Annotated in this window: 17 protein-coding genes and 1 pseudogene; 7 read left to right on the forward strand and 11 right to left on the reverse strand. The window is 66.3% G+C overall.

The genetic code is table 11. The features are described 5' to 3' along the window. Positions 1–56: 56 nt before the first annotated feature. From ppk1 to lpxH, 5 genes are all read left to right on the forward strand, one after another. A complete protein-coding gene (ppk1, locus tag LL972_RS02400; RefSeq protein WP_228326314.1) occupies positions 57–2,159 on the forward strand; it encodes a polyphosphate kinase 1 in 2,103 nt (700 codons plus the stop codon). A 63-nt stretch (positions 2,160–2,222) separates the two neighbouring features. Continuing rightward, positions 2,223–3,743: an exopolyphosphatase gene (ppx, locus tag LL972_RS02405; RefSeq protein WP_228326315.1), complete on the forward strand. Its 1,521-nt coding sequence runs from the start codon at positions 2,223–2,225 to the stop codon at positions 3,741–3,743. Positions 3,744–3,994: 251 nt separating this feature from the next. Next, a complete protein-coding gene (locus tag LL972_RS02410; RefSeq protein WP_228326251.1) occupies positions 3,995–5,131 on the forward strand; it encodes a glycosyltransferase family 4 protein in 1,137 nt (378 codons plus the stop codon). After that, the gene (locus LL972_RS02415; RefSeq protein ID WP_228326252.1) at positions 5,112–5,654 is read left to right on the forward strand and encodes a phosphatase PAP2 family protein; all 543 of its coding nucleotides are present in this window, start codon (positions 5,112–5,114) and stop codon (positions 5,652–5,654) included. The genes LL972_RS02410 and LL972_RS02415 overlap by 20 nt, the downstream gene beginning before the upstream one ends. A 174-nt stretch (positions 5,655–5,828) precedes the next feature. Then, the gene (gene lpxH / locus LL972_RS02420) at positions 5,829–6,572 is read left to right on the forward strand and encodes a UDP-2,3-diacylglucosamine diphosphatase (protein WP_104582295.1); all 744 of its coding nucleotides are present in this window, start codon (positions 5,829–5,831) and stop codon (positions 6,570–6,572) included. A gap of 250 nt (positions 6,573–6,822) precedes the next feature. Here the strand turns inward: lpxH and LL972_RS02425 are convergent, their stop codons facing one another. From LL972_RS02425 to LL972_RS02475, 11 genes and pseudogenes are all read right to left on the reverse strand, one after another. Next, positions 6,823–7,242: a hypothetical protein gene (locus LL972_RS02425; protein WP_228326253.1), complete on the reverse strand. Its 420-nt coding sequence runs from the start codon at positions 7,240–7,242 to the stop codon at positions 6,823–6,825. Positions 7,243–7,377: 135 nt separating this feature from the next. Next, positions 7,378–8,631 carry a zinc-dependent metalloprotease gene (locus LL972_RS02430; protein WP_104582293.1) on the reverse strand — a complete coding sequence of 418 codons (1,254 nt, stop codon included), beginning with the start codon at positions 8,629–8,631 and terminating at the stop codon, positions 7,378–7,380. A gap of 188 nt (positions 8,632–8,819) precedes the next feature. Further along, positions 8,820–9,623, reverse strand: a complete 804-nt coding sequence (locus tag LL972_RS02435) for a ferritin-like domain-containing protein (protein WP_429002105.1) — start codon at positions 9,621–9,623, stop codon at positions 8,820–8,822. Between the two features lie 277 nt (positions 9,624–9,900). Further along, the gene (gene purF, locus LL972_RS02440; protein WP_228326255.1) at positions 9,901–11,367 is read right to left on the reverse strand and encodes an amidophosphoribosyltransferase; all 1,467 of its coding nucleotides are present in this window, start codon (positions 11,365–11,367) and stop codon (positions 9,901–9,903) included. A gap of 30 nt (positions 11,368–11,397) precedes the next feature. Further along, positions 11,398–12,144 carry a CvpA family protein gene (locus tag LL972_RS02445; protein ID WP_016902227.1) on the reverse strand — a complete coding sequence of 249 codons (747 nt, stop codon included), beginning with the start codon at positions 12,142–12,144 and terminating at the stop codon, positions 11,398–11,400. 224 nt (positions 12,145–12,368) lie between these two features. Beyond that, complete coding sequence (locus LL972_RS02450) at positions 12,369–13,427, reverse strand: SPOR domain-containing protein (RefSeq protein WP_228326256.1); 1,059 nt, start codon at positions 13,425–13,427, stop codon at positions 12,369–12,371. Positions 13,428–13,486: 59 nt separating this feature from the next. Then, positions 13,487–14,779, reverse strand: a complete 1,293-nt coding sequence (gene folC, locus LL972_RS02455) for a bifunctional tetrahydrofolate synthase/dihydrofolate synthase (RefSeq protein ID WP_228326257.1) — start codon at positions 14,777–14,779, stop codon at positions 13,487–13,489. A gap of 149 nt (positions 14,780–14,928) precedes the next feature. Continuing rightward, positions 14,929–15,510: a hypothetical protein gene (locus LL972_RS02460; RefSeq protein ID WP_228326258.1), complete on the reverse strand. Its 582-nt coding sequence runs from the start codon at positions 15,508–15,510 to the stop codon at positions 14,929–14,931. Between the two features lie 17 nt (positions 15,511–15,527). Continuing rightward, positions 15,528–16,172 carry a histidine phosphatase family protein gene (locus LL972_RS02465; protein WP_228326259.1) on the reverse strand — a complete coding sequence of 215 codons (645 nt, stop codon included), beginning with the start codon at positions 16,170–16,172 and terminating at the stop codon, positions 15,528–15,530. A 91-nt stretch (positions 16,173–16,263) separates the two neighbouring features. After that, positions 16,264–16,457 (reverse strand): annotated as a pseudogene (locus LL972_RS02470) (S46 family peptidase); the annotation flags it as partial. An 11-nt stretch (positions 16,458–16,468) separates the two neighbouring features. Beyond that, a complete protein-coding gene (locus LL972_RS02475) occupies positions 16,469–18,550 on the reverse strand; it encodes a phosphocholine-specific phospholipase C (protein WP_228326260.1) in 2,082 nt (693 codons plus the stop codon). Positions 18,551–18,744: 194 nt separating this feature from the next. Here LL972_RS02475 and LL972_RS02480 point away from each other — a divergent pair, with 194 nt between their 5' ends. Both LL972_RS02480 and tdh read left to right on the forward strand, forming a co-directional pair. Next, a complete protein-coding gene (locus LL972_RS02480) occupies positions 18,745–21,090 on the forward strand; it encodes a TonB-dependent receptor (protein ID WP_228326261.1) in 2,346 nt (781 codons plus the stop codon). Positions 21,091–21,465: 375 nt separating this feature from the next. Beyond that, positions 21,466–22,500, forward strand: a complete 1,035-nt coding sequence (gene tdh / locus LL972_RS02485) for an L-threonine 3-dehydrogenase (protein ID WP_228326262.1) — start codon at positions 21,466–21,468, stop codon at positions 22,498–22,500. Positions 22,501–23,021 lie beyond the last annotated feature (521 nt).

Consider the following 23,021-nt stretch of genomic DNA (forward strand, 5'->3'; position numbering starts at 1 on the left):
GCTGCGACCGGCGCGCTGTCACGCCGCACACCATCTCCGTCTTGATGACCGATTCCATGGGCCACGCCAAACACTTGCACGACATCACCCCTTCCGAAGACGTCGCCACCGATCCGCTGCGCGATCCGTCGCTGTACATCAACCGGGAACTGTCGCAGCTGGACTTCAACTTCCGGGTGCTGGCGCAGGCGATGGACGACCAGGTGCCGCTGCTGGAACGGCTGCGCTTCCTTTGCATTTCCTGCACCAATCTGGATGAGTTCTTCGAAATCCGCGCGGCCACCGTGCGGCATGCGCAGGAATTCGGCCTGCCGCCGGCACCGGATGGATTAAGCCCGACGGCCATCCTCAACGCGGTGCACGACCGCGCGGCCAAATTGGTCGAGCAGCAGTACCACGTGTGGAACGAGGTGCTGCGCCCGGCGATGGAGACGGCCGGCGTGGCGGTACTTGGGCGCTCGACCTGGAATTCGCGTCAGAAGCGCTGGCTGCGGGCCTATTTCCGCAACGAGATCATGCCGGTGCTGTCGCCGCTGGGCCTGGACCCGGCGCATCCGTTTCCGAAGATCCTCAACAAGACCTTGAACATCGTGGTGGTGCTGGAGGGCCAGGATGCCTTCGGGCGCGCCGGTCATCTGGCCATCGTGCGTGCGCCGCGCTCGTTGCCACGCATCATCCAGCTGCCGGCGAGCCTGTCGCCGGAGGGCGCGCAGAGCTTCGTGTTCCTGTCCTCGGTGCTGTCCGAGTTCGTCGACGAGCTGTTCCCGGGCATGCAGGTCAAGGGCTCGTATCAGTTCCGCGTCACCCGCAACTCCGAGTTGGTGGTGGACGAGGAAGAGGTCGAGAACCTGGCGCTGGCCTTGCGCGATGAGCTGGTCACGCGCGGCTATCGCCCGGCGGTGCGTCTGGAGATCGCGCACGACTGCCCGGCGCCGATCATGCGCACCCTGCTGCAGAACTTCGGCCTGAACGAAAACGCGGTGTACCGCATCGTCGGGCCGGTCAACCTGAGCCGCGTCACCCAGGTCTACGATCTGGTGCAGCGCCCCGAACTGAAGTATCCGTTGTTCAATCCGCGCACCTTGCGCGACAACGACGGCATCTTCGAGATCGTCAACAAGGGCGATGTGTTGCTGCATCACCCCTTCGATGCATTCACCGCGGTGCTGGACGTGATCCGCCAGGCCGCGGTCGACCCGAACGTGCTGGCGATCAAGCAGACGCTGTACCGCACCGGCAAGGACTCGTTGATTGTCGATGCGCTGATCCTGGCCGCGCGCAACGGCAAGGACGTCACGGTGGTGGTGGAGCTGCGCGCGCGCTTCGACGAAGAGGCCAACCTGGGCCTGGCCGACAAGCTGCAGGAAGCCGGCGTGCAGGTGGTGTACGGCGTGGTCGGCTTCAAGACGCACGCCAAGATGCTGCTGATCGTGCGCCGCGAGGGACGCAAGCTCAAACGCTATGTGCACCTGGGCACCGGCAACTACCACAGCGGCACCGCACGACTGTATACCGACATCAGCCTGATCACCGCGGATGTGGAAATCGGCAACGATGTGCACATGCTGTTCCAGCAATTGTCCGGGCTGGCCCCGCGCATGAAGCTGGAGCAGTTGCTGCAGTCGCCCTTCACCCTGCACGCCGGCGTGTTGAAGCGGATCGAGCGCGAAACGCGGCTGGCCCGCAATGGCCGCCCGGGCCGCATCATCGCCAAGATGAATGCCCTCAATGAGCCGCAGGTCGTGCGTGCGCTGTATACCGCCTCGCAGGCCGGTGTGCGGATCGATCTGATCGTGCGCGGTGCCTGCACGCTGCGGCCGGGCGTGCCCGGCGTCTCCGACAATATCCGCGTGCGCTCGATCGTGGGACGCTTCCTGGAACACAGCCGCGTGTACTGGTTCGGCAACGATGGCGCGGCAGAGCTGTACTGCGCCAGCGCCGACTGGCTGGAACGCAATCTGCTGCGCCGCGTGGAGACCTGCTTCCCGATCCTGGATCCGGATCTGGCCAAGCGCGTCTATCGCGAAGTGCTGCAGAATTACCTGGACGACAACGTCAACGCCTGGGAACTGGATGCCGAAGGCGTCTACCACAAGCGCATGCCAGGCCCTGGCGAGCCGGCACATTCGGCGCAGATGACCTTGCTCGAGCGGATCTGAAAGCGGCGCGGGCGCGGCCCCTCACGGGGCCAACGGCCCATCGGCTACCATGCGCCCATGCCAATGCCCTCCCCCACGATACCGCCCCTGCGCGATGGCGATTTTCTCGCTGCCATTGACTTAGGGTCCAACAGTTTCCACATGGTCATTGCGCGCTACCTGATGGGTCAGCTGCGTGTGGTCGATCGCCTGCGCGAAACTGTGCGCATGGCCGACGGCCTGGATGGCAAAGGTGGCATTTCCAACGAAGCGCGCCAGCGCGCGCTCGAATGTCTGGCGCGCTTCGGCCAGCGCATCCGCGAAGTGCCGTCGTTGCGCGTGCGCGCGCTGGCCACCAACACGGTGCGTCAGCTGCGCTCGCCGCAGGCATTTCTGATGCCGGCCGAAACCGCGCTCGGGCATGCGATCGAAGTGGTCAGCGGCCGCGAGGAAGCACGCCTGATCTATCTGGGCGTTGCACATGCGCAGCCGCCCAAGCCCGATCAGCGCCGGCTGGTGATCGACATCGGCGGCGGCTCGACCGAGTTCATCATCGGCCGCGGGTTCCAGACCCTGGAACGCGAGTCCCTGCAGGCTGGCTGCATCGCCAGCACGCGGCGCTTCTTTCCCGGCGGCAAACTGTCGAAGAAGAAATGGAAGGATGCGCTGACCGAGATCGGCGCCGAGTTCCAGCAGTTCGCCAATCAGTACAAGGCGCTGGGCTGGCATGAGGCGATCGGCTCGTCCGGCACGCACAAGGCCATCGGCGAGATCTGTGCAGCGATGAAGCTCACCAAGGGCGCGATCACTGCCGAGGCGCTGCCGGCGCTGCGCGATGAACTGCTCAAGGCCAAGCGCATCGAGGATATCCAGTTGCCCGGCCTGGCTGCCGAACGCCGGCCGATCATCGCCGGCGGCATTCTGGTGCTGGAAGCGGCGTTCCAGGCCCTGGGGCTGGAGAAGCTGATGGTCAGCAAGGCGGCGATGCGCGAAGGCATCCTCTACGACATGCTCGGCCGCGGCGGCGAGAACGACCCGCGCGACAGCTCGGTGGCCTCGTTGGTGCAGCGCTACGGGATCGACGAAGTGCAGGCCCAGCGTGTGGAAGCCACCGCATGCCGCCTGTTCGATCAGGTCTGCGAATCCTGGCAACTGGATGGCGACGATGCGCAGGTGTTGCGCCGTGCCGCGCGCCTGCACGAGCTGGGGCTGATCATCGCGCACAGCCAGTATCACGTGCACGGCAGCTACATCCTGGAGCATTCGGATATCGCCGGTTTCTCGCGGCAGGAACAGCAGGTGCTTGCGTCGCTGGTGCGCACGCACCGCCGCAACGTGCCCAAGACCGCGTTCGAGGCGCTGCCGGATCGTTTGTTGCTGCCGACCCGACGCAAGGCCGCACTGCTGCGGCTGGCGGTGCTGCTGCACCGCGCACACGAATCCGACCCGATTCCGACCCTGGAACTCACCGCCGATGACACGCGCCTGTCATTGATCCTGTCGCAAAGCTGGATCGACTCGCGCCCGCTGCTGCGTGCCGACCTGATCGGCGAAGTCGAAAGCATGGCCGGGCTGGGGATCGCGTTCAAACCGTTTGTGACCTGAGGCCTGCGGCTTCAGGCGGGAATAGGGAATGGGGATTCGGGAATAGTCGACCACGGGGCTCTGAGAAGTTTATGACCGGTGGCGATTGCGCTGAATGACTGCAGCACGCTGCTTTTGCGATTCCCCATTCCCCATTCCCCATTCCCCATTCCCCATTCCCCATTCCCGGCTCCACTGTCACCGCCGCGACTTGTGGCCGCAACATCCATGCCATCGCCCTCCCGGAAGCTAGCGAAAACCGGAGAACGGGCATGCGCTACGCGATCGTTACCGAAACCTATCCCCCTGAAGTCAACGGTGTTGCGCTGACCGTGCACGGGCTGGAGACCGGCCTGCGCGCACGCGGACACCAGGTGGACGTGGTGCGTCCACGGCAGAGCGGCGATACGGATGCGGCCACGGCCCTGCTGGTGCGCGGTGCATCGCTGCCGCGCTATCCGGGGCTGAAATTCGGGCTACCGGCAACACAACGCCTCGTGCGTCATTGGCAGATCACGCAACCGGATGCGGTCTATGTGGCCACGGAAGGCCCCTTGGGCTGGTCGGCGATGCGTGCGGCACGCCGACTGGGCATCCCGGTCGCCACCGGCTTCCACACGCGGTTCGACGAGTACTTGCCCGACTACGGTGCCGCCTGGCTGCAGGGCACCGCGTTGCGCTGGATGCGCCGCTTCCATAATCAGGCCGAGGCCACACTGGTGCCCACGCGCGAGCTGCAGCAGTTCCTGCACGACGGCGGCTTCGAGCGGGTGCAACTGCTGGCGCGCGCGGTGGACAGCCAGCAGTTCGATCCGGCCCGACGCGATCCGGCCCTGCGTGCCGAATGGGGCATCGAAGGCGAAGGCTTCGCCGCGATCTATGTCGGGCGCATCGCCAACGAAAAGAATCTGCCGTTGGCGATCCGCGCCTTCCGCACGTTGCAGCAGATCCGTCCGAAGGCACGCTTCGTCTGGGTAGGCGATGGCCCGGCACGCGAAAAGATCGCGCACGAGAATCCGGACTTCATCTTCTGCGGCATCCAGCGCGGCGCGGCACTGGCACGTCACTTCGCCAGCGGCGATCTGTTTCTGTTCCCCAGCCGCAGCGAGACCTTCGGCAACGTGACCCTGGAAGCGATGGCCAGCGGTGTGGCCACGGTCGCCTTCGACTACGGCGCCGCGCGCGAGTATCTGCGCACCGGCCACAGCGGTGCGGCGGTCGATACCGACGAGGCGTTTATCCAGGCTGCCGTCGCACTCACCGACGACGACGCGCTGCGCCAGCGCCTGGGGGCTGCGGCCGCACAGGCGATGAAGAAACTGCATCCGGACAATGTGGTGTCCGACTTCGAGGCCTTGCTGATGGGCATCACCGCGACACGGGGGCGTTATGTCCGCAACGCGGCTTGAGCTCCTGCGCGGTCACGAAGCGCGCTGGTGCCGACGCGCCAATCACTGGTGCCGTCGCCACCCGGTGCGGCGCGCATTCGCCACCATCAGCCGGCTCGGCGATGGCGTGTTCTGGTACAGCCTGATGGGTTTGCTGGTGCTGGCCGACGGCATGGACGGCGTCCGCGCATCTGCGCACATGGCCGCCACCGGTGTGCTGGCGCTGACCTTGTACAAGTCACTCAAACGCTGGACGCGGCGACCGCGCCCGTATGCGGCCGATGTGCGCATCCGCGCCTGGGTGGCACCGCTGGACGAGTTCAGTTTTCCGTCCGGCCACACCTTGCATGCGGTGTCCTTCAGCATCGTGGCACTGGCCTACTACCCGTGGCTGGCGCCCCTGCTGGTGCCGTTCTCGGCCGGCGTGGCGCTGTCGCGCGTGGTGCTGGGCCTGCACTATCCCAGCGATGTGCTGGCTGCCACGGCGATCGGCGTGGTGCTGGCCAGTCTGTCGCTGTGGGGAGTGCCGGCGCTGCTCGGCTAAAGCGTGAGATCTGCCATCGCCGTGCTTGCCTGACCAAGCCGAGGCCCCTCGTCGCCCAGCCGGCCGTTCACCTGGCGCTCGCGCCGCGATGCAACGCTCCAGCGATTCCCGATTCCCCATTCGCGATTCCCCATTCGCGATTCCCGTCCCGCGCTCCCGCCGTACAATGGCGCAATGACGACCCTGTTCATTTCCGACCTGCACCTGGATCCGGCCCGGCCGGCGATCACCGAGCTGTTTCTGGACTTCCTGCGCACGCAGGTGCCCGGCAGCGACGCGCTCTACATCCTCGGCGATCTGTTCGAAGCCTGGATCGGCGATGACACGCCATCGACCGCTGCCGATGCGGTGGCCGTGGCGCTGCACGCTGTCGCCGATAGCGGCGTGCCGGTGTTCTTCATGCCGGGCAATCGCGACTTCCTGGTGGGCGAGGCATACGCGCAACGCGCGGGCTTCCGCATCCTGCCCGATCCCACGGTAGTCGACTTGTACGGACACCCGACCCTGCTGATGCATGGCGACCTGCTGTGTACCGACGACACCGCCTACCAGGCGTTCCGTGCACAGACGCGCGATCCGGTCTTCCAGGCGCAGTTCCTGGCGCAGCCGCTGGCCGCGCGGGTCGCCTTCGCGCAGCAGGCACGCGCTGCCAGCCAGGCGCGTCATGCAGAACTCAAGCAGGGCGACCAGTCGCGCTTCGAGACCGTCACCGATGTCACCCCGGCCGAGGTGGAAACCACCTTCGTGCGCTATGGCCTGGACCGTCTGATCCATGGCCATACCCATCGCCCTGCGATCCACACCCTGCAGGCCGGCGGCCAGACCTGCACCCGCATCGTGCTGGGCGACTGGTACGAACAAGGCTCGGTACTGCACGTGGATGCCGACGGCGTTTCGCTGGAGCAGCTGAGTCTTTAACGTGGCTGTCAGCAGCTAGCGAGCGGCCAGCTCGACGCAGGCCGCTCGTCCGGAACCCGTTTGCAAGCGACAGACCGCGATGGGCACAGGCCGCGCCGTCTGCAGGCGAGCGTCTTGCTTCGAGATCAGGCATGCGCACCCTCGGCGTGCTGCTCACCCGTGCTGGAATGCAGCTTGACGCGCTGTCGGCACGCCTGCTCGCGACAGCCTGCTGATACGTAACCGCACGGTCATGCAGTATCCAGAAGCATCACTGCATGCTGCGCGCATGCTCGGCATAGTCGACGAAGTCGGCGTTGACCACGTCGTACCAGAGCACCGTTCCATCGGCCTGCACGCGGAAACGATCGCGCACCGGGTTGGTCTGCGGGTCGCCGGGGCACTCGTTGCCGTGCCGCTCGCGCACTGCGAAGTCGAACGCATCCGCTGCGGGCTCAGCGTCGTCTTCGTCGACGATGCTGATGCAGTTGTCCGGATAGAAATGGTCAGCCTGCAGCCGGGTTTCCAGCACATCCAGCGCACGGGCGCGGGCATCGTTGCCGGTCGGCGCGGCCGGCGCTGACACGACCGGTTTGGGTGGCGCAGGGGCCGGGTCGGCAGGTTGCTGTTTGCAGCCGGCAACTGCCAGCGCGGCCAGGCACAGCGCCGCGTAACGCAGGGACTTGGACATTGGTGCTCCGCTCCGCAGGACACGCCGGCGACAACCGGCAGTGCCTCTAGTCTGCGCGATCACTGCGCCTGCGTGTAGCGGCAAGGGCCCGGCACCTGCGGTGCCGGGCCGACAGCGGTACGAGACGCGTGGTCCTCAGCGGAAGCCGGCGATGGTGGCCTTGGTATTGACCAGCACGCGCTGATTGTCGGCGGTGCTGGCATTGCCCATCGGCACGCCGTTGTAGCTGATGTTGGGGTTGGACCAGTAGTTCAGGCGCGGGCAGCCGCTGCTGCAGTCGTAGGCCATGATGGTGCGCCAGCTGTTGCCGTAGCGATAACCGTGCCCGTAGGCGTACGGCGAGGTGCTCGGGTCGTTGGTGGCGTCATGACGGGCGCTCTGCAGATGGCCGATTTCATGCGCGAAGCTGTAATAGCCGGTGGCGCAATCCCAGTACACCGAGGCGAACGCGGTCGCGGCGGTAGAACCGATTCCCGATGCCAGGCCGCAGTAACTGCTGTTGTTCAACACGATCACGCCCACATCGGCGGTGTAGGTGTTGCGGCTGGTGTGGATGCTGTCCATGTAACCGTCATTGGTCACGCGGAAGCGCTGCAGGTCGGTGGTGAAATTGCCGGTTTCGCTGTAGCTGGTGGTCTCGTAACGCGCCAGTTGCAAGGTGATGCCGACATTGCTGTTGATGTAGCCCTGGTTGGCCTCGGCCACTGCCAGTTGCACCAGCGACTGCATGTTGCCGCCATAGGCGGTCACCGCCTGATTGGTCGCCACCACCAGCACGCGGATGGTCGCCGGGCTGCCCGACGATGCGGCGGCCGCGGTGACGCGCCCGTCGCTGGGCATGTCGATCTTCGGCAACAGGCTGTATTCGGCCGGGTGCTCCTGCGGCAAGCGGCTTTCCTCCACCTGCACCAGGACGTGGCGGCCATCGGCGAGCGGGCGCAGCCGATACAGCTTGCCGGCGTAGCGGATGGTACCGGTGACGGTATCGCCGCTGCGCACCAGGATGGCCGAGTTCAGCGGATCCACCCCCGACAGCGTGCGTGCGCGGGTCCCGGCGCGCGGGCCGAGGTTGCCGTACCACACGCTATCGCCGCCTTCCAGGGCATCGACCTTGGCCTGGGTGGCGGTGATGGTCTGGCCGTCCAACTGCAGCTCCAGCAGCTTTTCCGAGGCGGTGACCGCACCGGCGTCGAGCTGGACCACCTGCGCGTTGGCAGTGGACGGTGCGCTGAGCAGGCGCTGCAACGAGGGTTCGGCAGTGGCGGTGGCGGCCGCGCTGCGGCTCAACGCCGGGCCCGATTGATACAGCGGCTTGCCGGCAGCGGCGGCCGAACCGGCTAGGCACATGGCAATCAGACCCACCGTGGTGCACATCGACTTCGACTTCATCGTCTCTCTCTCCTTAGACATGGAAGTAACAGATGTGAAACACCGGGCCCCTGCCCCCGGGACGCCATTAAGGCCGGAGTGGCAGTACACATTGCAAGTAGTTGCAAAGGAAAATTACAGTTCTGTGATGCTCGCCTTGAATGCATGCGATTCCGACGGCTGCGCAGAGGGAACCCGCGCACATTTTTTCAGCCAGCCTGCTCCACCAGATCGGCCAGTTCGTCCTCATCGAAGCCGGCAAGCAGCCGCGCCTGCAGATTGAACGGCCCATGCAGGTAACCGCCGGCGTACTCGTGCAGCAGCGCCTTGAAGCGCGCGCGCGGCTCGATGCCGGCCTGCGCGCAATACCAGCGGTACCAGCGCGAGCCGGCCGCCACATGCGCCACCTCTTCGCGCAGGATGGTGTCCAGCACCTCGGCAGTGGCGGTATCGCCGAGCGAGCGCAGCTTGACGATCATCGCCGGTGTCACATCCAGCCCGCGCGCTTCCAGCACGCGCGGCACCAGCGCCATGCGTGCCAGCCCGTCGTGCGCGGTTTTCTCGCACATTTCCCACAGGCCGTTGTGCGCGGCAAAATCGCCGTAGTCGTGGTCGTGTGCATGCAATCGCGCGCGCAGCAGCATGAAGTGGCGCGATTCGTCATCGGCCACGCCCACCCAGTCGGCGTAGAACGCCGCCGGCAACCCACGGAAGCGATACACCGCATCCCAGGCCAGATCGATGGCGTTGAGCTCGATATGCGCGATGGCGTGGATAAAGGCGGCGCGGCCTTCCGGGTTGCCCAGCCCACGCCGCGGCACCTGCCGCGGATGCACCAGCACCGGCCTTGCAGGTCGGCCGGGCATGCGGATCGGCTCTGGTGGCGCGGCCTGCGGCGACGGCAACGACAGCGTGCCGGCACGGAACGCGGCCGCATGTCGCTGCGTCAATGCGACCTTCTCCAGCGGATCGGCCGCTTGCAGGCAGGCATGTGCGGCTTGCAGAAGATCCATCGTGTCCATCACTCCGTCGTTGCGATAAACCGCAGGGCCGACAACACCGGCAGCGGACGCGTCACGCTGCAGCGGCGATCGCTACCCCGACGCCGCCATCGCATGTTCGGTCTGCGCACATCTACAGCGGCCGGCGACACTGCCGAACCACCCCAGCGCACGCCATGTCGCGCCCGGCTGCAGCCAGCTGACGCGATCACCACGCAGCTGGTCCGCATGGCACAGGGACGCCATGCCATGCCTGGGGAGCGCCGGCCTGCAGCGCTAGCGCAGACCCTTACGCGCGGCGACGCTTCTTGGCATCGTCCGAGCGCAGCTGCTGGATGCGTTCGAAATAGCCCGGCTCGATGCCGGTGATGTACTCGCCGTTGAAGCACGAGGAATCGAACTGCTGGATGTCCGGATTGCCTTCGCGCACCGCCACTTCCAGGTCGTCCAGATCCTGGTAGATCAGCCAGTCGCAGCCCAGGAACTCCCGGATTTCCAGCTCGCTGCGGCCATGCGCGATCAGCTCTTCGGCCGCCGGCATGTCGATGCCGTAGATATTGGGGTAACGCACCGGCGGCGCGGCCGAGGCCAGATACACCTTGCGCGCACCGGCGTCGCGCGCCATCTGCACGATCTGCCGGCTGGTGGTGCCGCGCACGATCGAATCGTCGACCAGCAGCACCACGCGGTTGCGGAATTCCAGGTGGATCGGATTGAGCTTGCGGCGCACCGATTTCTGCCGCTCGCCCTGCCCCGGCATGATGAAGGTGCGGCCCACGTAGCGATTCTTGACGAAGCCCTCGCGGTACTTCACCCCGAGCACGTTGGACATCTCCAGCGCCACATCGCGCGAGGTATCCGGAATCGGGATGATGGTGTCGATATCGTGATCCGGGCGCAGCCGCAGGATTTTCTCGCCCAGCTTCAGACCCATGCGCATGCGCGCCTTGTGCACCGAGATGTTGTCGATCATCGAATCCGGGCGCGCGAAGTACACATACTCGAAGATGCACGGCGCGTTGACGGTCGGCGCGGCGCAGACCTCCGAAAACAGCTCGCCACGCGCGGTGATCACCATCGCCTCGCCGGGGCGCACGTCGCGCACGCGCTGGTAGCCGAGGATGTCCAGGGCAGCCGATTCGGAGGACACGATGTATTCGGTGCCTTCGGCATGCTCGCGCTTGCCCAGCACCAGCGGACGGATGCCGTGCGGGTCGCGGAAGGCCACCAGGCCCAGGCCCAGCACCACGCTGACCACCGCATAGCCGCCCTTGCAGCGGCGGTGCACGCCGGCCACCGCGCGGATCGCCGCCTCGGGGGTGAGCATGCGCTGCGCGTCCAGCTCGTAGGCGAACACGTTCAGCAGCACTTCGCTGTCCGAATCGGTGTTGATGTTGCGGCGGTCGGCTTCGAACACCTGCTGGCGCAAGGCCTCGGTGTTGATCAGGTTGCCGTTGTGCGCCAGCGCGATGCCGTAGGGCGAGTTGACGTAGAACGGCTGCGCCTCGTCCATGCCTTCCGAGCCTGCGGTCGGATAGCGGCAATGCGCGATGCCGACACGGCCTTCCAGCACGGCCATCTTCTTTTCGTCGAAGACATCGCGCACCAGCCCGTTGGCCTTTTGCACGCGCAGGCGCGTGCCGTCTGCGGTGGCGATGCCTGCGGCGTCCTGCCCACGATGCTGCAGGACGGTCAGGCCGTCATAGAGCTGCCCGGCGACGTTCTGGTTGCCGACAATACCGACGATGCCACACATGGTGCGCGTTCTCCGCTACGGCTTGCGCCGTTACTGTGAAGGGGGCCGTGCCTGGCCTTGGGACTCGACCCGAGCCGGGTCGCTTTCTCCGCCGCGAACCTGCGCCGGATCGATATTGGCCGGCATCGCCTGCGCCGGATCGCGTCCGTCGCTGGCGGCTTTACCGGGTTGCCCGAGCGCACGCGTGATGGTGTCGCTCAGACCGGACCCGGACAGCGCCTTGCCCAGATCCGTATTATCGCCTGCCGAGGGCAACTTCCCCAACTCCGTTGGCAAGTTGCCGAGTTCCATCGATGGCATGTCCATCGATGGCATCCGCCAGGCCGGCAGTTGCGCCCGCATCCAGCTCGCGCCCGGCGACAGCATCGGCATCAGCATCGACTGGCGCCAGGACGGCTCGCGCGGCAGCGGCGTGAAGCTCATCAGCAGCACCAGCACACTGGCCAGAAAGCCGCCGCGCACCAGGCCCAGTCCGAAGCCGAGCATGCGGTCCATCCCGCCCAGGCGCACCGCGTCCACCCCGGCGCGGATCACCATGCCAATCACTGCTACGGTGATCAGCACGCCGACGAACACCATCGCATAGCCGCCGAACGACTCGGTGGCAGAGGGATGCTTGCCATCGGCGATCCAGCGCGCGGCCGGGCCGCCGAACTGGAACGTTGCCCAGCCGGCCAGCAACCACGACAGCGTGCCGACCACGATGGCGACAAACCCGCGCAGCAAGCCCAACAGGGCCGACACCAGGATGATGACGCCCAGCACCATGTCGATCATTGCCCACTTCTCCGCGCGGCGCGTGCGCCGCTGGTCCAACCTGGCTCGGTGTTCATTGCGCTCCCCTCCATGGGTGTGAGGCGATCAGGAAATCCACTCGCCGCTGGCGATACCACGCAAGCGGCGATCAGACGTGCTGCGGCCAAGCCGCACCGCGCGCAGCGGACCAGCCGTCATGCCGACCTCCCGCATCAACCGCGCCCGCCCGATGGCGGCGCAGTGGCTTACGGATGCGGACGCACCATGCCGGAAATGCCGACCTTGGCCGCCACCTGCGCGCGCAGCTGTTCGGCATCGCCGCGGTTGGCCACCGGGCCGACACGCACGCGGTTGAGCGCGCCCTTGTCGGTGCGCACCTGTTCGACGAAGGCGCTGAAGCCGGCGGCGCGCACGCGGTCGCGCAAGGCGTCGGCGTCTTCGGCGCGACCGAAGGCGCCCAGCTGCACCGCAAAACCGACCGAACTGGCCGCAGGCGCTGCCGGCGCCGCGACGACCGGCTTGGCGGGCTCGGGCTTGGCCGGTTCCGTTTTCGCCACCTCCGGCTTGGCCGGGGCAGGCTTGGGCGCTTCGGCCGGCTTGGGCGCGGCGGCCACCGGCTTGGCCGGCTCCGGCGGCAGGCTTTCGGTCTTGGTCGGCGCGGCGGTGCTGGCGGCGGCCACGCTGCTGTTCGGCTTGGCGGCCGTCGCGGGCGCCGGCGTGCTGGCTGCCGGCGCCGGCGCGCCGGCGTTGGCATCCAGCGTCACCACCTGGGCGTTGACATCGCTGCGCACCTTCACCGCCTGCAGGCGTGCCGATTCGGCCTGGGCCTGATCGACATACGGCCCCACGCGCACGCGCCAGGCAGGGCGGCCGTTGATCTGGGTCTTTTCGCTGAAGCCAGGCAGCTGCGCCTGCTTGAGCCGCGCCAGTACCGCCTCGGCATCGGCGCTGGTGGCGTAGGCGCCGAAATTGACCGCGTAGTTGCCGGCCGCCACGTCAGGCGCCGATGGCGCACTGGACGGGTTGGCCAGATCGGCCGCATCCGGGTTGTCCTGCACCGCGGCCGGCGCCGTGGCGGCACCGCGCATGCCCAGCGCGCCACCAGCCGGCGCATCGCCCGGGGTGACCAGCGGCAATTCGCGGGTTTCGAACTCGCCATTGGCCGGTGCGGCAGGCGCCTCCAGCGGTACGTCGGCCACGCCGCTCGACGGCGCAGGGCCCTTGACCAGCATCGGCAGGAAGATCACGGCAAGCGCCACCAGAACGATGGCGCCAATCAGTCGCTGTTTCAGAGCAGTATCCACGTAAAGAGACGAGAGGCGGCGTGGCGGGGTGCCGCGGCGATTATAAGGCCGCAGCCGGGCTACCGACCCGGGTGGACTGAACGAAGTGCGTTTAGCGCGTCGGCAACGGTCTGAAACGAGCCGAACACCAGCACCCGATCACCGGGGGTGGCCTGCGCCAGCACCGCTCCCAATGCGCCCGCCACATTGTCATGACACGCCACCTGCGCTGCCGCACTGCCCTGCAGACGGGCCTGCAAGGCCTGCGCCGACTGCCCACGTGGGCCACCCAGCCCGGCCAGCGTCCAATGGTCGATCTGCGCGGCCACCGCCTCCACCACGCCCAGCACATCCTTGTCCGCCAGTGCGGCGTAGATCGCATGGGTGCTGCCGGCGTGCGCCGGCGCGCCCAGCGCATTGGCCAGCGCGCGCGCGGCCTGCGGGTTGTGGCCGACATCCAGCAGCACCTGCACGCCATCGACATCAAAGCGCTGCAATCGCCCGACCACCTGCGCGTTGGAAATTCCCTGCGCCCAGGCGGCATCGGGCAGCGCTTCCGGCAAGGCCTGCAGCGCGGCGATGGCCGCGGCGGCGTTGGCCAGTTGCACCGGCGCGCGCAGGGCCGGCATCGGCAGCTCCAGCGTCACCGCGACATCACGCCAGCGCCATTGCGGCACGTCCGACTGCTGCGCCTCTATCGGCTCGAAGAAATAATCGCTGCCGGCGCGGATCGCATTGGCGCCCAGCTGGTAGGCACGCCGCAACACGCTCGACGGCGGGTCGATTTCGCCCAGCACCACCGGCTTCCAGGCGCGGATGATACCGGCCTTCTCGGTGCCGATCGCTTCGCGGTCTTCGCCCAGCCAATCGGTGTGGTCGATATCCACGGTCGTGATCACCGCGACATCCGAATCGATGATGTTGACCGCGTCCAGGCGCCCGCCCAGGCCGATTTCCAGCACCGCCAGGTCCAGCCCGGAGCGCTGCAGCAGCCACAGCGCCGCCAGCGTGCCGTATTCGAAATAGGTCAGCGTGGTGTCGCCGCGCACTGCCTCAACCGCCGCAAATGCCTCGACCAGCGCGGCATCGCTCGCATCAACGCCATCGATGCGCACACGCTCGTTGTAGCGCAGCAGATGCGGCGAGGTGTAGCTGCCCACTTTCCAGCCGGCGGCTTGCCCGATCGCCTCGATGAAGGCCACGGTAGACCCTTTGCCGTTGGTGCCACCGACCACGATGACGTGCCTGGCAGGCGCTGCAAGCTGCAGACGTGCCGCGACCTCGCGCACGCGCTCCAGGCCCATGGCGATGTTCTGCGGATGCTGTTGCTCGATATAGGCGAGCCAGTCGGAGAGGGAGTCGGTTGCGTTCACGGTCAGCGCTGCACGAGAAGAACCGTATTATCGCCGTTTGCCGGCGCGCAACGCACATCACAAGGCATGCCGAAAAATTGCGCCTTCGCATGGGTCGACATGGATGCGCGCAACTCAGCCAGCAACGGGAGGTCCGCTGTTGCCCGCAGTCAAGGGACATCGGAAATGGCCGCGATGCGCATGCCCAATACGGAGCGTTGACCGCGCAACAGCACCGAGACGCGTTGTTCGGGATGACGCAGATACTGTGCTTGGTCGATGCAGAGATGGCCCGGGAAACGATGCGCGAGCGGCCCACCACTCAACCGGTATTTGCACGCCCGCGCGCTGGGCATGGATGCGGTCTGCATGACATGCGTTTCTTCGAAATCGACGCCGGCCAGGCGGGTGTAGATCCAGGGCCCACCCCTGGCCAACACCAGCCAGCAAAGGAATCCCAAGAGCGGCGGCGCCAGGCAGATCGCCAGCACGGTATTGACAAGGTGCTTGCCGACGACCGCCTTCCATCCGCCGATGCGATAGGCCGGCGTAACGATCAGCACCGTCAATCCGCTTCCCAGAACCAGCATCGGCGCTATCCAGGCCGGACCGGACAGGAAGGGTGCGGGAATGAAGTCGGAGAACGCCCCCAGCGCCAACAGGCCGGACACACTGCCAACAGCAGCGTACCGAAGCGCCTTGGGCCACTTGGCGATTGTGCCGGTATGACGCGCCACAGTGTGCTCCGGCATTTTAGCCGGGCGTTGCCTTACAGCGCCCGATGCTTGGCTTCACCAAAAAACGGGGTGTGGTGCGCGCAGTCGTTGAGTCGCACCACTTCCAGGTGATCCACGTCCTCGCCTTCGAGCAGGTTGAGCGTGGTCGGTGCCTGGCGGAAGGTCCACAGCCGGGACAGCGGCAGGCCAAGAATCTTGCACAGGATTACGCGGTTGACCGCATCGTGGGCGACCACCAGCAAGGTGTCGTCCGCGCCCAGGCCATCGGCCGCGCGCGCCAGGCCGCGCCAGCTGCGGTCCAGCACCTGACGCAGGGATTCGCCGCCGGGCATCAGCACCGTATCGGGCTCGTCGCGCCAGGCGCGCAGACGCGCCGGATCCTTGTCGTTGATCTCGCTGGCCAGCAGGCCTTCCCATTCGCCGTGGGCGATTTCCTGCAGGTCTGCATCGGTCTGCAGCAGGCCTTCGCGGTTGCTGCCCAGCGCCAGCCTGGCGGTGGCCTGCGCACGCGACAGCGGCGATGCCACCGCGCGGGTGATCTCCAACGACTGCAGACGCGCGCCGAGCGCGGCCGCCTGGCCTTCGCCGACCGGCGACAGCGGGATATCGATCTGGCCCTGGTAACGGCCTTCGGCGTTCCACGGCGTCTCGCCGTGACGGGCAAGCAGGATGCGCATGCGCGAGAGATTCCTTGGGGAAGGGGCCGGCTCGCCGCAGCGAAACGGGAGCGCATGATAACCCCTCCCGCAGCGGTGCCGGCCGCCCGCGTCAGCACACGCCGGGTTCCTGCAACAGCGGCGGCACCGGGGCGACTTCCGTCATGACCCAGCGTAACTACCGGCGATCCACGGCGATCAGCGGGTCATCGCCGGATCGAAGATCCAGCTGCTGCGCACCGACTCCCAGTTGCCATCGAAGGCCGGGCCAACCCGCCTGCCCTGCGCCTCCAGCATCGGCGAACCCCGGCGCAGGCTCAGGCGCGCCCGAATGCCGGATCGCTGCGGCTGGGCCTGCCGGTTTCCAGATGCCCGGCCAGACGGCGGCGGAATGCGGATCCGGGCTGTTCCAGCACGACGTCGTACCAATGATCACTGGCAGCGAGCGCCAGACGCACGGTCTGGCGCTGACCTGCGGCCAGGTGCATCGACCGCACGGACGGGTCTGCATAGTCCAGCGCGCGCAGCTGCAGCGTGCAGGGTTGGCGCCCGGCGTTGCCGATCTCCAGCACCAGCATGTCGCCGTCCTGCCGCGCCTCCAACCATGGCGCTGCCGATTGCGTCCCGGCCGCAGCGAGGTCGCCGGCGAATTCGCGCAGGAAGCCATTGGGCCCATGCACGCTCAGCGCATAGGCACCATTGTGCGCAGCACCGACCGGCACATCGTCCAGCTGGGTGCCGGGCAACACGGTGTAGTACCACGGGCCGCCGCTTGCAGCGCTGGTGTAGACATTGAACGCGGCCGCCGCAGCGCCGCTGTTGACGAACTGCAGTTGCACGCCACCTTCGCCCTGCACGCGCGCATGCACCTGCAAGGCGTACGGCAATGCGCGTGCCGGACGTTGTCCCGGCTCCTGCCGCGGCATGCTGGCCTTGGTCGGCGGCACCGGTAGCGGCTTGTTGCGCACCGCGGCGGTGCGCGCGCGGTAGTCGTCGACCGCTGGCAGTGCGCTCACTGCCGAATCGTCCGGCTTGCGGAAATCGAATACGCTGGTCAGATCGCCACTGACCGCGCGACGCCACGGGCTGATGTTGGGTTCGGCCACACCGAAGCGGCGTTCCAGCAGGCGCAGCACCGAGGTGTGATCGAACACCTGCGAATTGACCCAGCCACCGCGCGTCCAGGGCGAGATCACCAGCATCGGCACGCGGATGCCCAAGCCCATCGGCACGCCCGCGTAGACCTCCCCGCGCGTATCGACATTGCTGCGCCCCATACGCGCATCCAGCGCCGGCAGCGCTGCGGGCACGTGATCGAAGAAGCCGTCGTTCTCGTCGTAGTTGATGATCAACGCGGTCTTGGTCCACACCTGCGGATTGGCGGTGAGCGCATCGATCAGGCGCGCCACCAGCGATTCGCCGTAGGCCGGCGGCGCTTCCGGATGTTCGCAGTACGCGGTGGGCGGCACGATCCAGGACACCTGCGGCAAGCGGTCGGCCTGCACATCGGCGGCGATTGCGGCGATCAGATGCTCTGCCTGCGTGGTGGCGGCGTTGTCGGCGGTGGAACCGGGCACGCAGGCGCGTGCGCGTCGATAGCGTTCGTCGCTAGGGTGCAGATCGCGGTAGTGCGAAAAATACGCCAGCGAGTTGCAGCCGAAGTTGTCGTACTCCTGGTACACGCGCCAATCCACGCCTGCTGCCTGCAGGCGCTGCGCATAGGTAGTCCAGTCCATCGCCGCGTAGCCGGGTTTGTCGCGCGCCATGTCGGCGGTCCAGTTGCCGTCGTCGGCGTTGGTCACCGCCTGCGCACCGAGATTGCCCACGCTGGTGCCGCTGGTGCCGGTGAACAGGTACATGCGATTGGGATTGGTCGGCCCGTGCAACGAACAGAAATAGCCATCGCAGATGGTGAAGGCGTCGGCGAGTGCGTGGTAGTACGGGATGTCGTGACGCTGGAAATATCCCATCGTCAACTCGCCCTTGTACGGCACCCAGGCGTCGTACTCGGCCCAGCGCGCCGGGTCCTGCCCGTGGCCGGCTTTCCACGAGTGATCCAGGCTTTTGATCAACGGCGCGGAGGTGTTTTGCGAATCGAAGGCGAACGGCAGCAGGCGGCGCCCATCCGCGGCCGGCTGGCTCCAGACCGGGTGGCCGTCGCGCAGCTGCAACGGACGCGGGTCGCCAAAACCACGCACGCCACGCAGCGCGCCGAAGTAATGATCGAAGGAGCGGTTTTCCTGCATCAGGATCACCACGTGCTCAATGTCGCGCAGTGTGCCGGTGCGCGAGTTGGCCGGCAGCGCGAGTGCGCGGCCGATCGAGGACGGCAGGGCGCCGGCGGCGGTCAGCGCGGCGACGCGCTTGAGGAAATCACGGCGCGAGGGGGAGGACGTCATGGCTACGGGACCTGCGAGAAATACGTGTACATCGCCGCGCAATGCGGCTGGGTACGACACGTATAGCGGGCAAGCACGACAGTTTTGCGACAGCCACCGTCATCAATGTTTCATATGTCGTTGACACCCTGCGTCGCGAAACGCCGGTCTTGCACCGTGCGTTGCCCTCAGCCGTGCTCGAACAGGATTCCCCCATGACTTCCGCTCGCCGTTTTCATGTCACTCCGCTGGCGCTTGCCCTGGCCGCGCTGCTTCCGGTCATCGCCTCTGCTGCCACACCGGTTGCCGGTCCGGTTTCCCTTGCAGATGCGCCGGTAGCCGATGCCCCGGCCAGCGTGGCCGATGCCGCCACCAACGCCACCCAGCTGGATGCGATCAATGTGGTGTCGCAAGGCAGCACCCGCCAGGTCCAGCGCATCAGCCGGCAGGACATCGAGCAGCTGACACCAGGCAGCAGCGCCTTCAAGGCGGTGGAAAAATTACCGGGCGTGCAGTTCCAGTCAGCCGATCCGTTCGGCACCTACGAGTGGTCCACGCAGGTCACCCTGCATGGTTTCGATCAGAGCCGACTGGGCTATACGCTGGACGGCATTCCGCTCGGCAACATGAGCTACGGCGTTACCAACGGCCTGCACATCACCCGCGCCATCATTTCCGAGAACCTCGGCTCGGTGGAGATCGCGCAGGGCGCCGGTGCGCTCGGGACTGCGTCCAACACCAACCTCGGCGGCACCATGCAGTTCTACTCGGCCGACCCGCAGGCCACGCCCGGCCTGCGTCTGGTGCAGACGGTCGGCAGCGATGCCACGCGGCGCACCTTCGTGCGCGGCGATACCGGCGAGCGCAATGGTTTGTCGGCATATCTGTCCTACGCCAATGCCAGCACCGACAAGTGGAAGGGCTTCGGCGACCAGCAGTCCGAGCAAGCCAACCTCAAGACCGTCTACCAGTGGGGCGACGGCAATCGCCTGAGCCTGTTCGTGGATACCTCGCGGCGCAAGGAATACGACTACATGGACCTGTCGTTGACCAGCCAGCGCGCACTGGGCTGGGACTACGACTACCTGCAGCCGGATTGGGCCACCGCGGTGCAGATGGCGCGTGCCTATCAGAACACCGGCGCCACCAGCGGCGTGGCCAACGGCTATCCGCAATCGCTGGCCGGGCTGCCCGACGATTACAGCTGGCTCGACGCCAGCTACTACGCCGGCGGCGGCCTGCGCCGCGACAACCTGGCCGGTTTGTCGGGTACGTTCGTGTTCGGCGGCGCCACCCTGGATGCCACCGGCTACTACCACGCCAACCGTGGCGAAGGTCAGTGGGTGACACCGTATGTGCCGACCTCTGCGCAAATTCCGCTATCGATGCGCACCACAGACTACGGCCTGGATCGTTACGGCGGCACCAGCGCGTTGAAATGGTCGTGGGGCAACCACGACCTGGAAGTGGGCCTGTGGGCAGAAAACGCACGCACCACACAGCAGCGCAACTACTTCGCGCTCGGCAACGAGGGCTATACCTCGCTATACAACGTGTACGAAGTGCAGACGCCGTTCCGCCGCGATTTCCTGCAGCGCTACACCACCCAGACTCGCATGCTGTACCTGCAGGACAGCGTGCGTCTGCTCGACGATCGCCTGACCATCAACTACGGTGCGAAGGCGCTCAGCACCACCACGCGCGCGCAATCGCTGGTGCCGACCACTGCGTTGGCACAGGGCCGCATCCGCGCCGAAGACAACTTCCTGCCGCAGGTTGGCGTCAACTACAAGCTGGACGAGCGCCAGGACATCTACGCCTCCTACAGCAAGAACATTGCCGCGTTCGGCTTCACCCCGTTCGGTACCTCGCAGGCGGCGTTCGACCGCAGCCGCTCCACGCTGGAACCGGAAGAATCGCAGACCGTGCAGGTGGGTTACCGCGTGCAGGATGCGCAGTTCCAGCTATCGGCCGACGCCTACTTCACCAAGTTCTCTAACCGCTTGTTGACCACCTCGCCGTGTACCGCCGTGCAGACCTGCGCGGCAATCCTGAGCAACGTCGGCGCCGTGCATAGCGCAGGTGCCGATCTGGCCTTGATGTGGCGTCCAATGGAGGGCCTGAGCTGGTTGAACTCGCTGTCGTGGAATCGCTCGCGCTATCAGGACGATTACCTCAACAACGGCGTCGTCGCCACCTCCGGCAAGGACGTGGTCGGCATCCCTGCGTTGATGTTCTCCTCCAGCGCCAGCTACCAGCTCGGCAACCTGCGCCTGGATCTGGACGGCAAGTATGTCGACAAGCGTTACATCACCTTCCTCAACGATTCGCAGGTGCCCTCGTACTGGCTGTTCAATGCCGGTGCGCGCTACGACTTCGGTCGCGTGGGCGGGGTGGCGGATGTGGCGCTGGCGCTCAACATCACCAACCTCACCGACAAGCGCTATTTCGCCAGTACCGGCACCAACGGCTACGTGGCCTCCGATCCGCAGGGCTACAACCAGACCATGGTGGTCGGCGCACCGCGGCAATACTTCATGAGCCTGGATGTGAAGTTCTGAGTCGCCACCGCCCTTCCCTCTCCCTCGGGGCGAAAAGGCACGGCTTGCGCGCCACCGGCGCGCGTCGCTGGTGGCGCCCGACCCGCACGTGCGGGTCGGGCGCGGAGCGGGGATTTTCAGGGTGAGGGTGACGCCGATGATTTGCTCTGGCGGCGCGTGGCGACGCGCTTGCCATTGCAGGCGCTGACATATCGCCGAGGCGCCCCTCATCCGGCGCAGCGCGCCACCGTCTCCCGATGGGAGAAGGAACTGCACTACCCCTTCTCCTAGCAGACCTCAACTACCCGACACCCGCCAATTCCCGCACCGCCGCATGGCGTCGACCGCGCGCCGCATATAATCGCCGCCTTACTTTCACTCAGCAGGTCCCGCCAGATGGCGCAGACGATGAAGGCGCTGGTCAAGCGCGAAGCAAACAAGGGCATCTGGCTGGAGCAGGTCGCCGTCCCCAGCCCCGGCCCCAACGAGGTCCTGATCAAGCTGGAAAAGACCGCAATCTGTGGCACCGATCTGCATATCTACCTGTGGGACGAGTGGAGCCAGCGCACCATCGCCCCCGGTCTGACCATCGGCCATGAGTTTGTCGGCCGCGTAGCCGAGCTCGGTTCGGCGGTAACCGGCTACCAGGTCGGCCAGCGCGTGTCGGCCGAAGGCCACATCGTCTGCGGACATTGCCGCAACTGCCGCGGCGGCCGCCCGCACCTGTGCCCCAACACGGTCGGCATCGGCGTCAACGTCAACGGCGCCTTCGCCGAGTACATGGTGATGCCGGCCAGCAACCTGTGGCCCATCCCCGACCAGATTCCTTCCGAGCTGGCCGCGTTCTTCGACCCCTACGGCAACGCCGCGCACTGTGCGCTGGAGTTCGATGTCATCGGCGAAGACGTGCTGATCACCGGCGCCGGCCCGATCGGCATCATCGCCGCCGGCATCTGCAAGCACATCGGTGCGCGCAATGTGGTGGTCACCGACGTCAACGACTTCCGCCTCAAGCTGGCCGCCGACATGGGCGCCACGCGCGTGGTCAACGTGTCCAAGACCTCGCTCAAGGACGTAATGGCCGACCTGCACATGGAAGGCTTCGACGTAGGCCTGGAAATGAGCGGCAACCCGCGCGCCTTCAACGACATGCTCGACTGCATGTACCACGGCGGCAAGATCGCCATGCTCGGCATCATGCCGCGCGGCGCCGGTTGCGACTGGGACAAGATCATCTTCAAGGGCCTCACCGTGCAGGGCATCTACGGCCGCAAGATGTACGAGACCTGGTACAAGATGACGCAACTGGTGCTGTCGGGTTTCCCGCTGCACAAGGTGCTGACCCATCAACTGCCGATCGACGACTTCCAGAAGGGCTTCGACCTGATGGAAGAAGGCAAGGCCGGCAAGGTCGTATTGAGCTGGAACTGATCGGCCAATACGTTTCAACGCGAAAGGCGCCGCGAGGCGCCTTTTGCATGTCCATCTTCAGAAGTACAAACGCGGCGAGCAATCCTGATGCGCGCGGAGCACTTCAGGAAACGCATGGTCGGCGAGGATGCGGACAAGGCTCTCAATTGGTCGAGCGCGCGATGCCCTCACCGCTCGCGGGACACGCCGCAAGTACGTCCTTGTAGGCTCGTTGGCGGCATCCATGCCGCCAACGGTCCCGCAATCGGCGAAGACATCGCGCCGGATAGTCGGTCGGTGACGGCGTAAGAAAGCGCTTCTTGCTCGACCTACATTGGATGTCGAGCCTGCGCATCATTGTCGAACAATGCGCATCAAGCAGTGCTCCTACCGTACCCACCGACCATCTCAACTGGTCCTTGCCCGCCCACCGTCGCGGGACCTTGAGCCGCATGGATGCCGCGTAAGAGCTTACAAGGACGTACTTGCAGCGTGTCCCGCGATGGTGGGCGGGCAAGGGCCCTGCAGCCAGGCAGCAGATC

Source organism: Xanthomonas campestris pv. asclepiadis (assembly GCF_020784175.1).
Classification (GTDB): Bacteria; Pseudomonadota; Gammaproteobacteria; order Xanthomonadales; family Xanthomonadaceae; genus Xanthomonas; species Xanthomonas campestris_D.

Bases quoted from the DNA above. Each gene is read 5' to 3' on its own strand.
- lpxH (WP_104582295.1), top strand. From the start codon at position 5,829: ATGACGACCCTGTTCATTTCCGACCTGCACCTGGATCCGGCCCGGCCG.
- LL972_RS02465 (WP_228326259.1), bottom strand. From the start codon at position 16,172: ATGCGCATCCTGCTTGCCCGTCACGGCGAGACGCCGTGGAACGCCGAA.
- LL972_RS02425 (WP_228326253.1), bottom strand. From the start codon at position 7,242: ATGTCCAAGTCCCTGCGTTACGCGGCGCTGTGCCTGGCCGCGCTGGCA.
- ppk1 (WP_228326314.1), top strand. From the start codon at position 57: ATGGGCCACGCCAAACACTTGCACGACATCACCCCTTCCGAAGACGTC.
- LL972_RS02435 (WP_429002105.1), bottom strand. From the start codon at position 9,623: ATGGATCTTCTGCAAGCCGCACATGCCTGCCTGCAAGCGGCCGATCCG.
- LL972_RS02415 (WP_228326252.1), top strand. From the start codon at position 5,112: ATGTCCGCAACGCGGCTTGAGCTCCTGCGCGGTCACGAAGCGCGCTGG.
- LL972_RS02475 (WP_228326260.1), bottom strand. From the start codon at position 18,550: ATGACGTCCTCCCCCTCGCGCCGTGATTTCCTCAAGCGCGTCGCCGCG.
- ppx (WP_228326315.1), top strand. From the start codon at position 2,223: ATGCCCTCCCCCACGATACCGCCCCTGCGCGATGGCGATTTTCTCGCT.
- LL972_RS02445 (WP_016902227.1), bottom strand. From the start codon at position 12,144: ATGATCGACATGGTGCTGGGCGTCATCATCCTGGTGTCGGCCCTGTTG.
- LL972_RS02460 (WP_228326258.1), bottom strand. From the start codon at position 15,510: ATGCCGGAGCACACTGTGGCGCGTCATACCGGCACAATCGCCAAGTGG.
- LL972_RS02430 (WP_104582293.1), bottom strand. From the start codon at position 8,631: ATGAAGTCGAAGTCGATGTGCACCACGGTGGGTCTGATTGCCATGTGC.
- LL972_RS02480 (WP_228326261.1), top strand. From the start codon at position 18,745: ATGACTTCCGCTCGCCGTTTTCATGTCACTCCGCTGGCGCTTGCCCTG.
- LL972_RS02410 (WP_228326251.1), top strand. From the start codon at position 3,995: ATGCGCTACGCGATCGTTACCGAAACCTATCCCCCTGAAGTCAACGGT.
- tdh (WP_228326262.1), top strand. From the start codon at position 21,466: ATGGCGCAGACGATGAAGGCGCTGGTCAAGCGCGAAGCAAACAAGGGC.
- purF (WP_228326255.1), bottom strand. From the start codon at position 11,367: ATGTGTGGCATCGTCGGTATTGTCGGCAACCAGAACGTCGCCGGGCAG.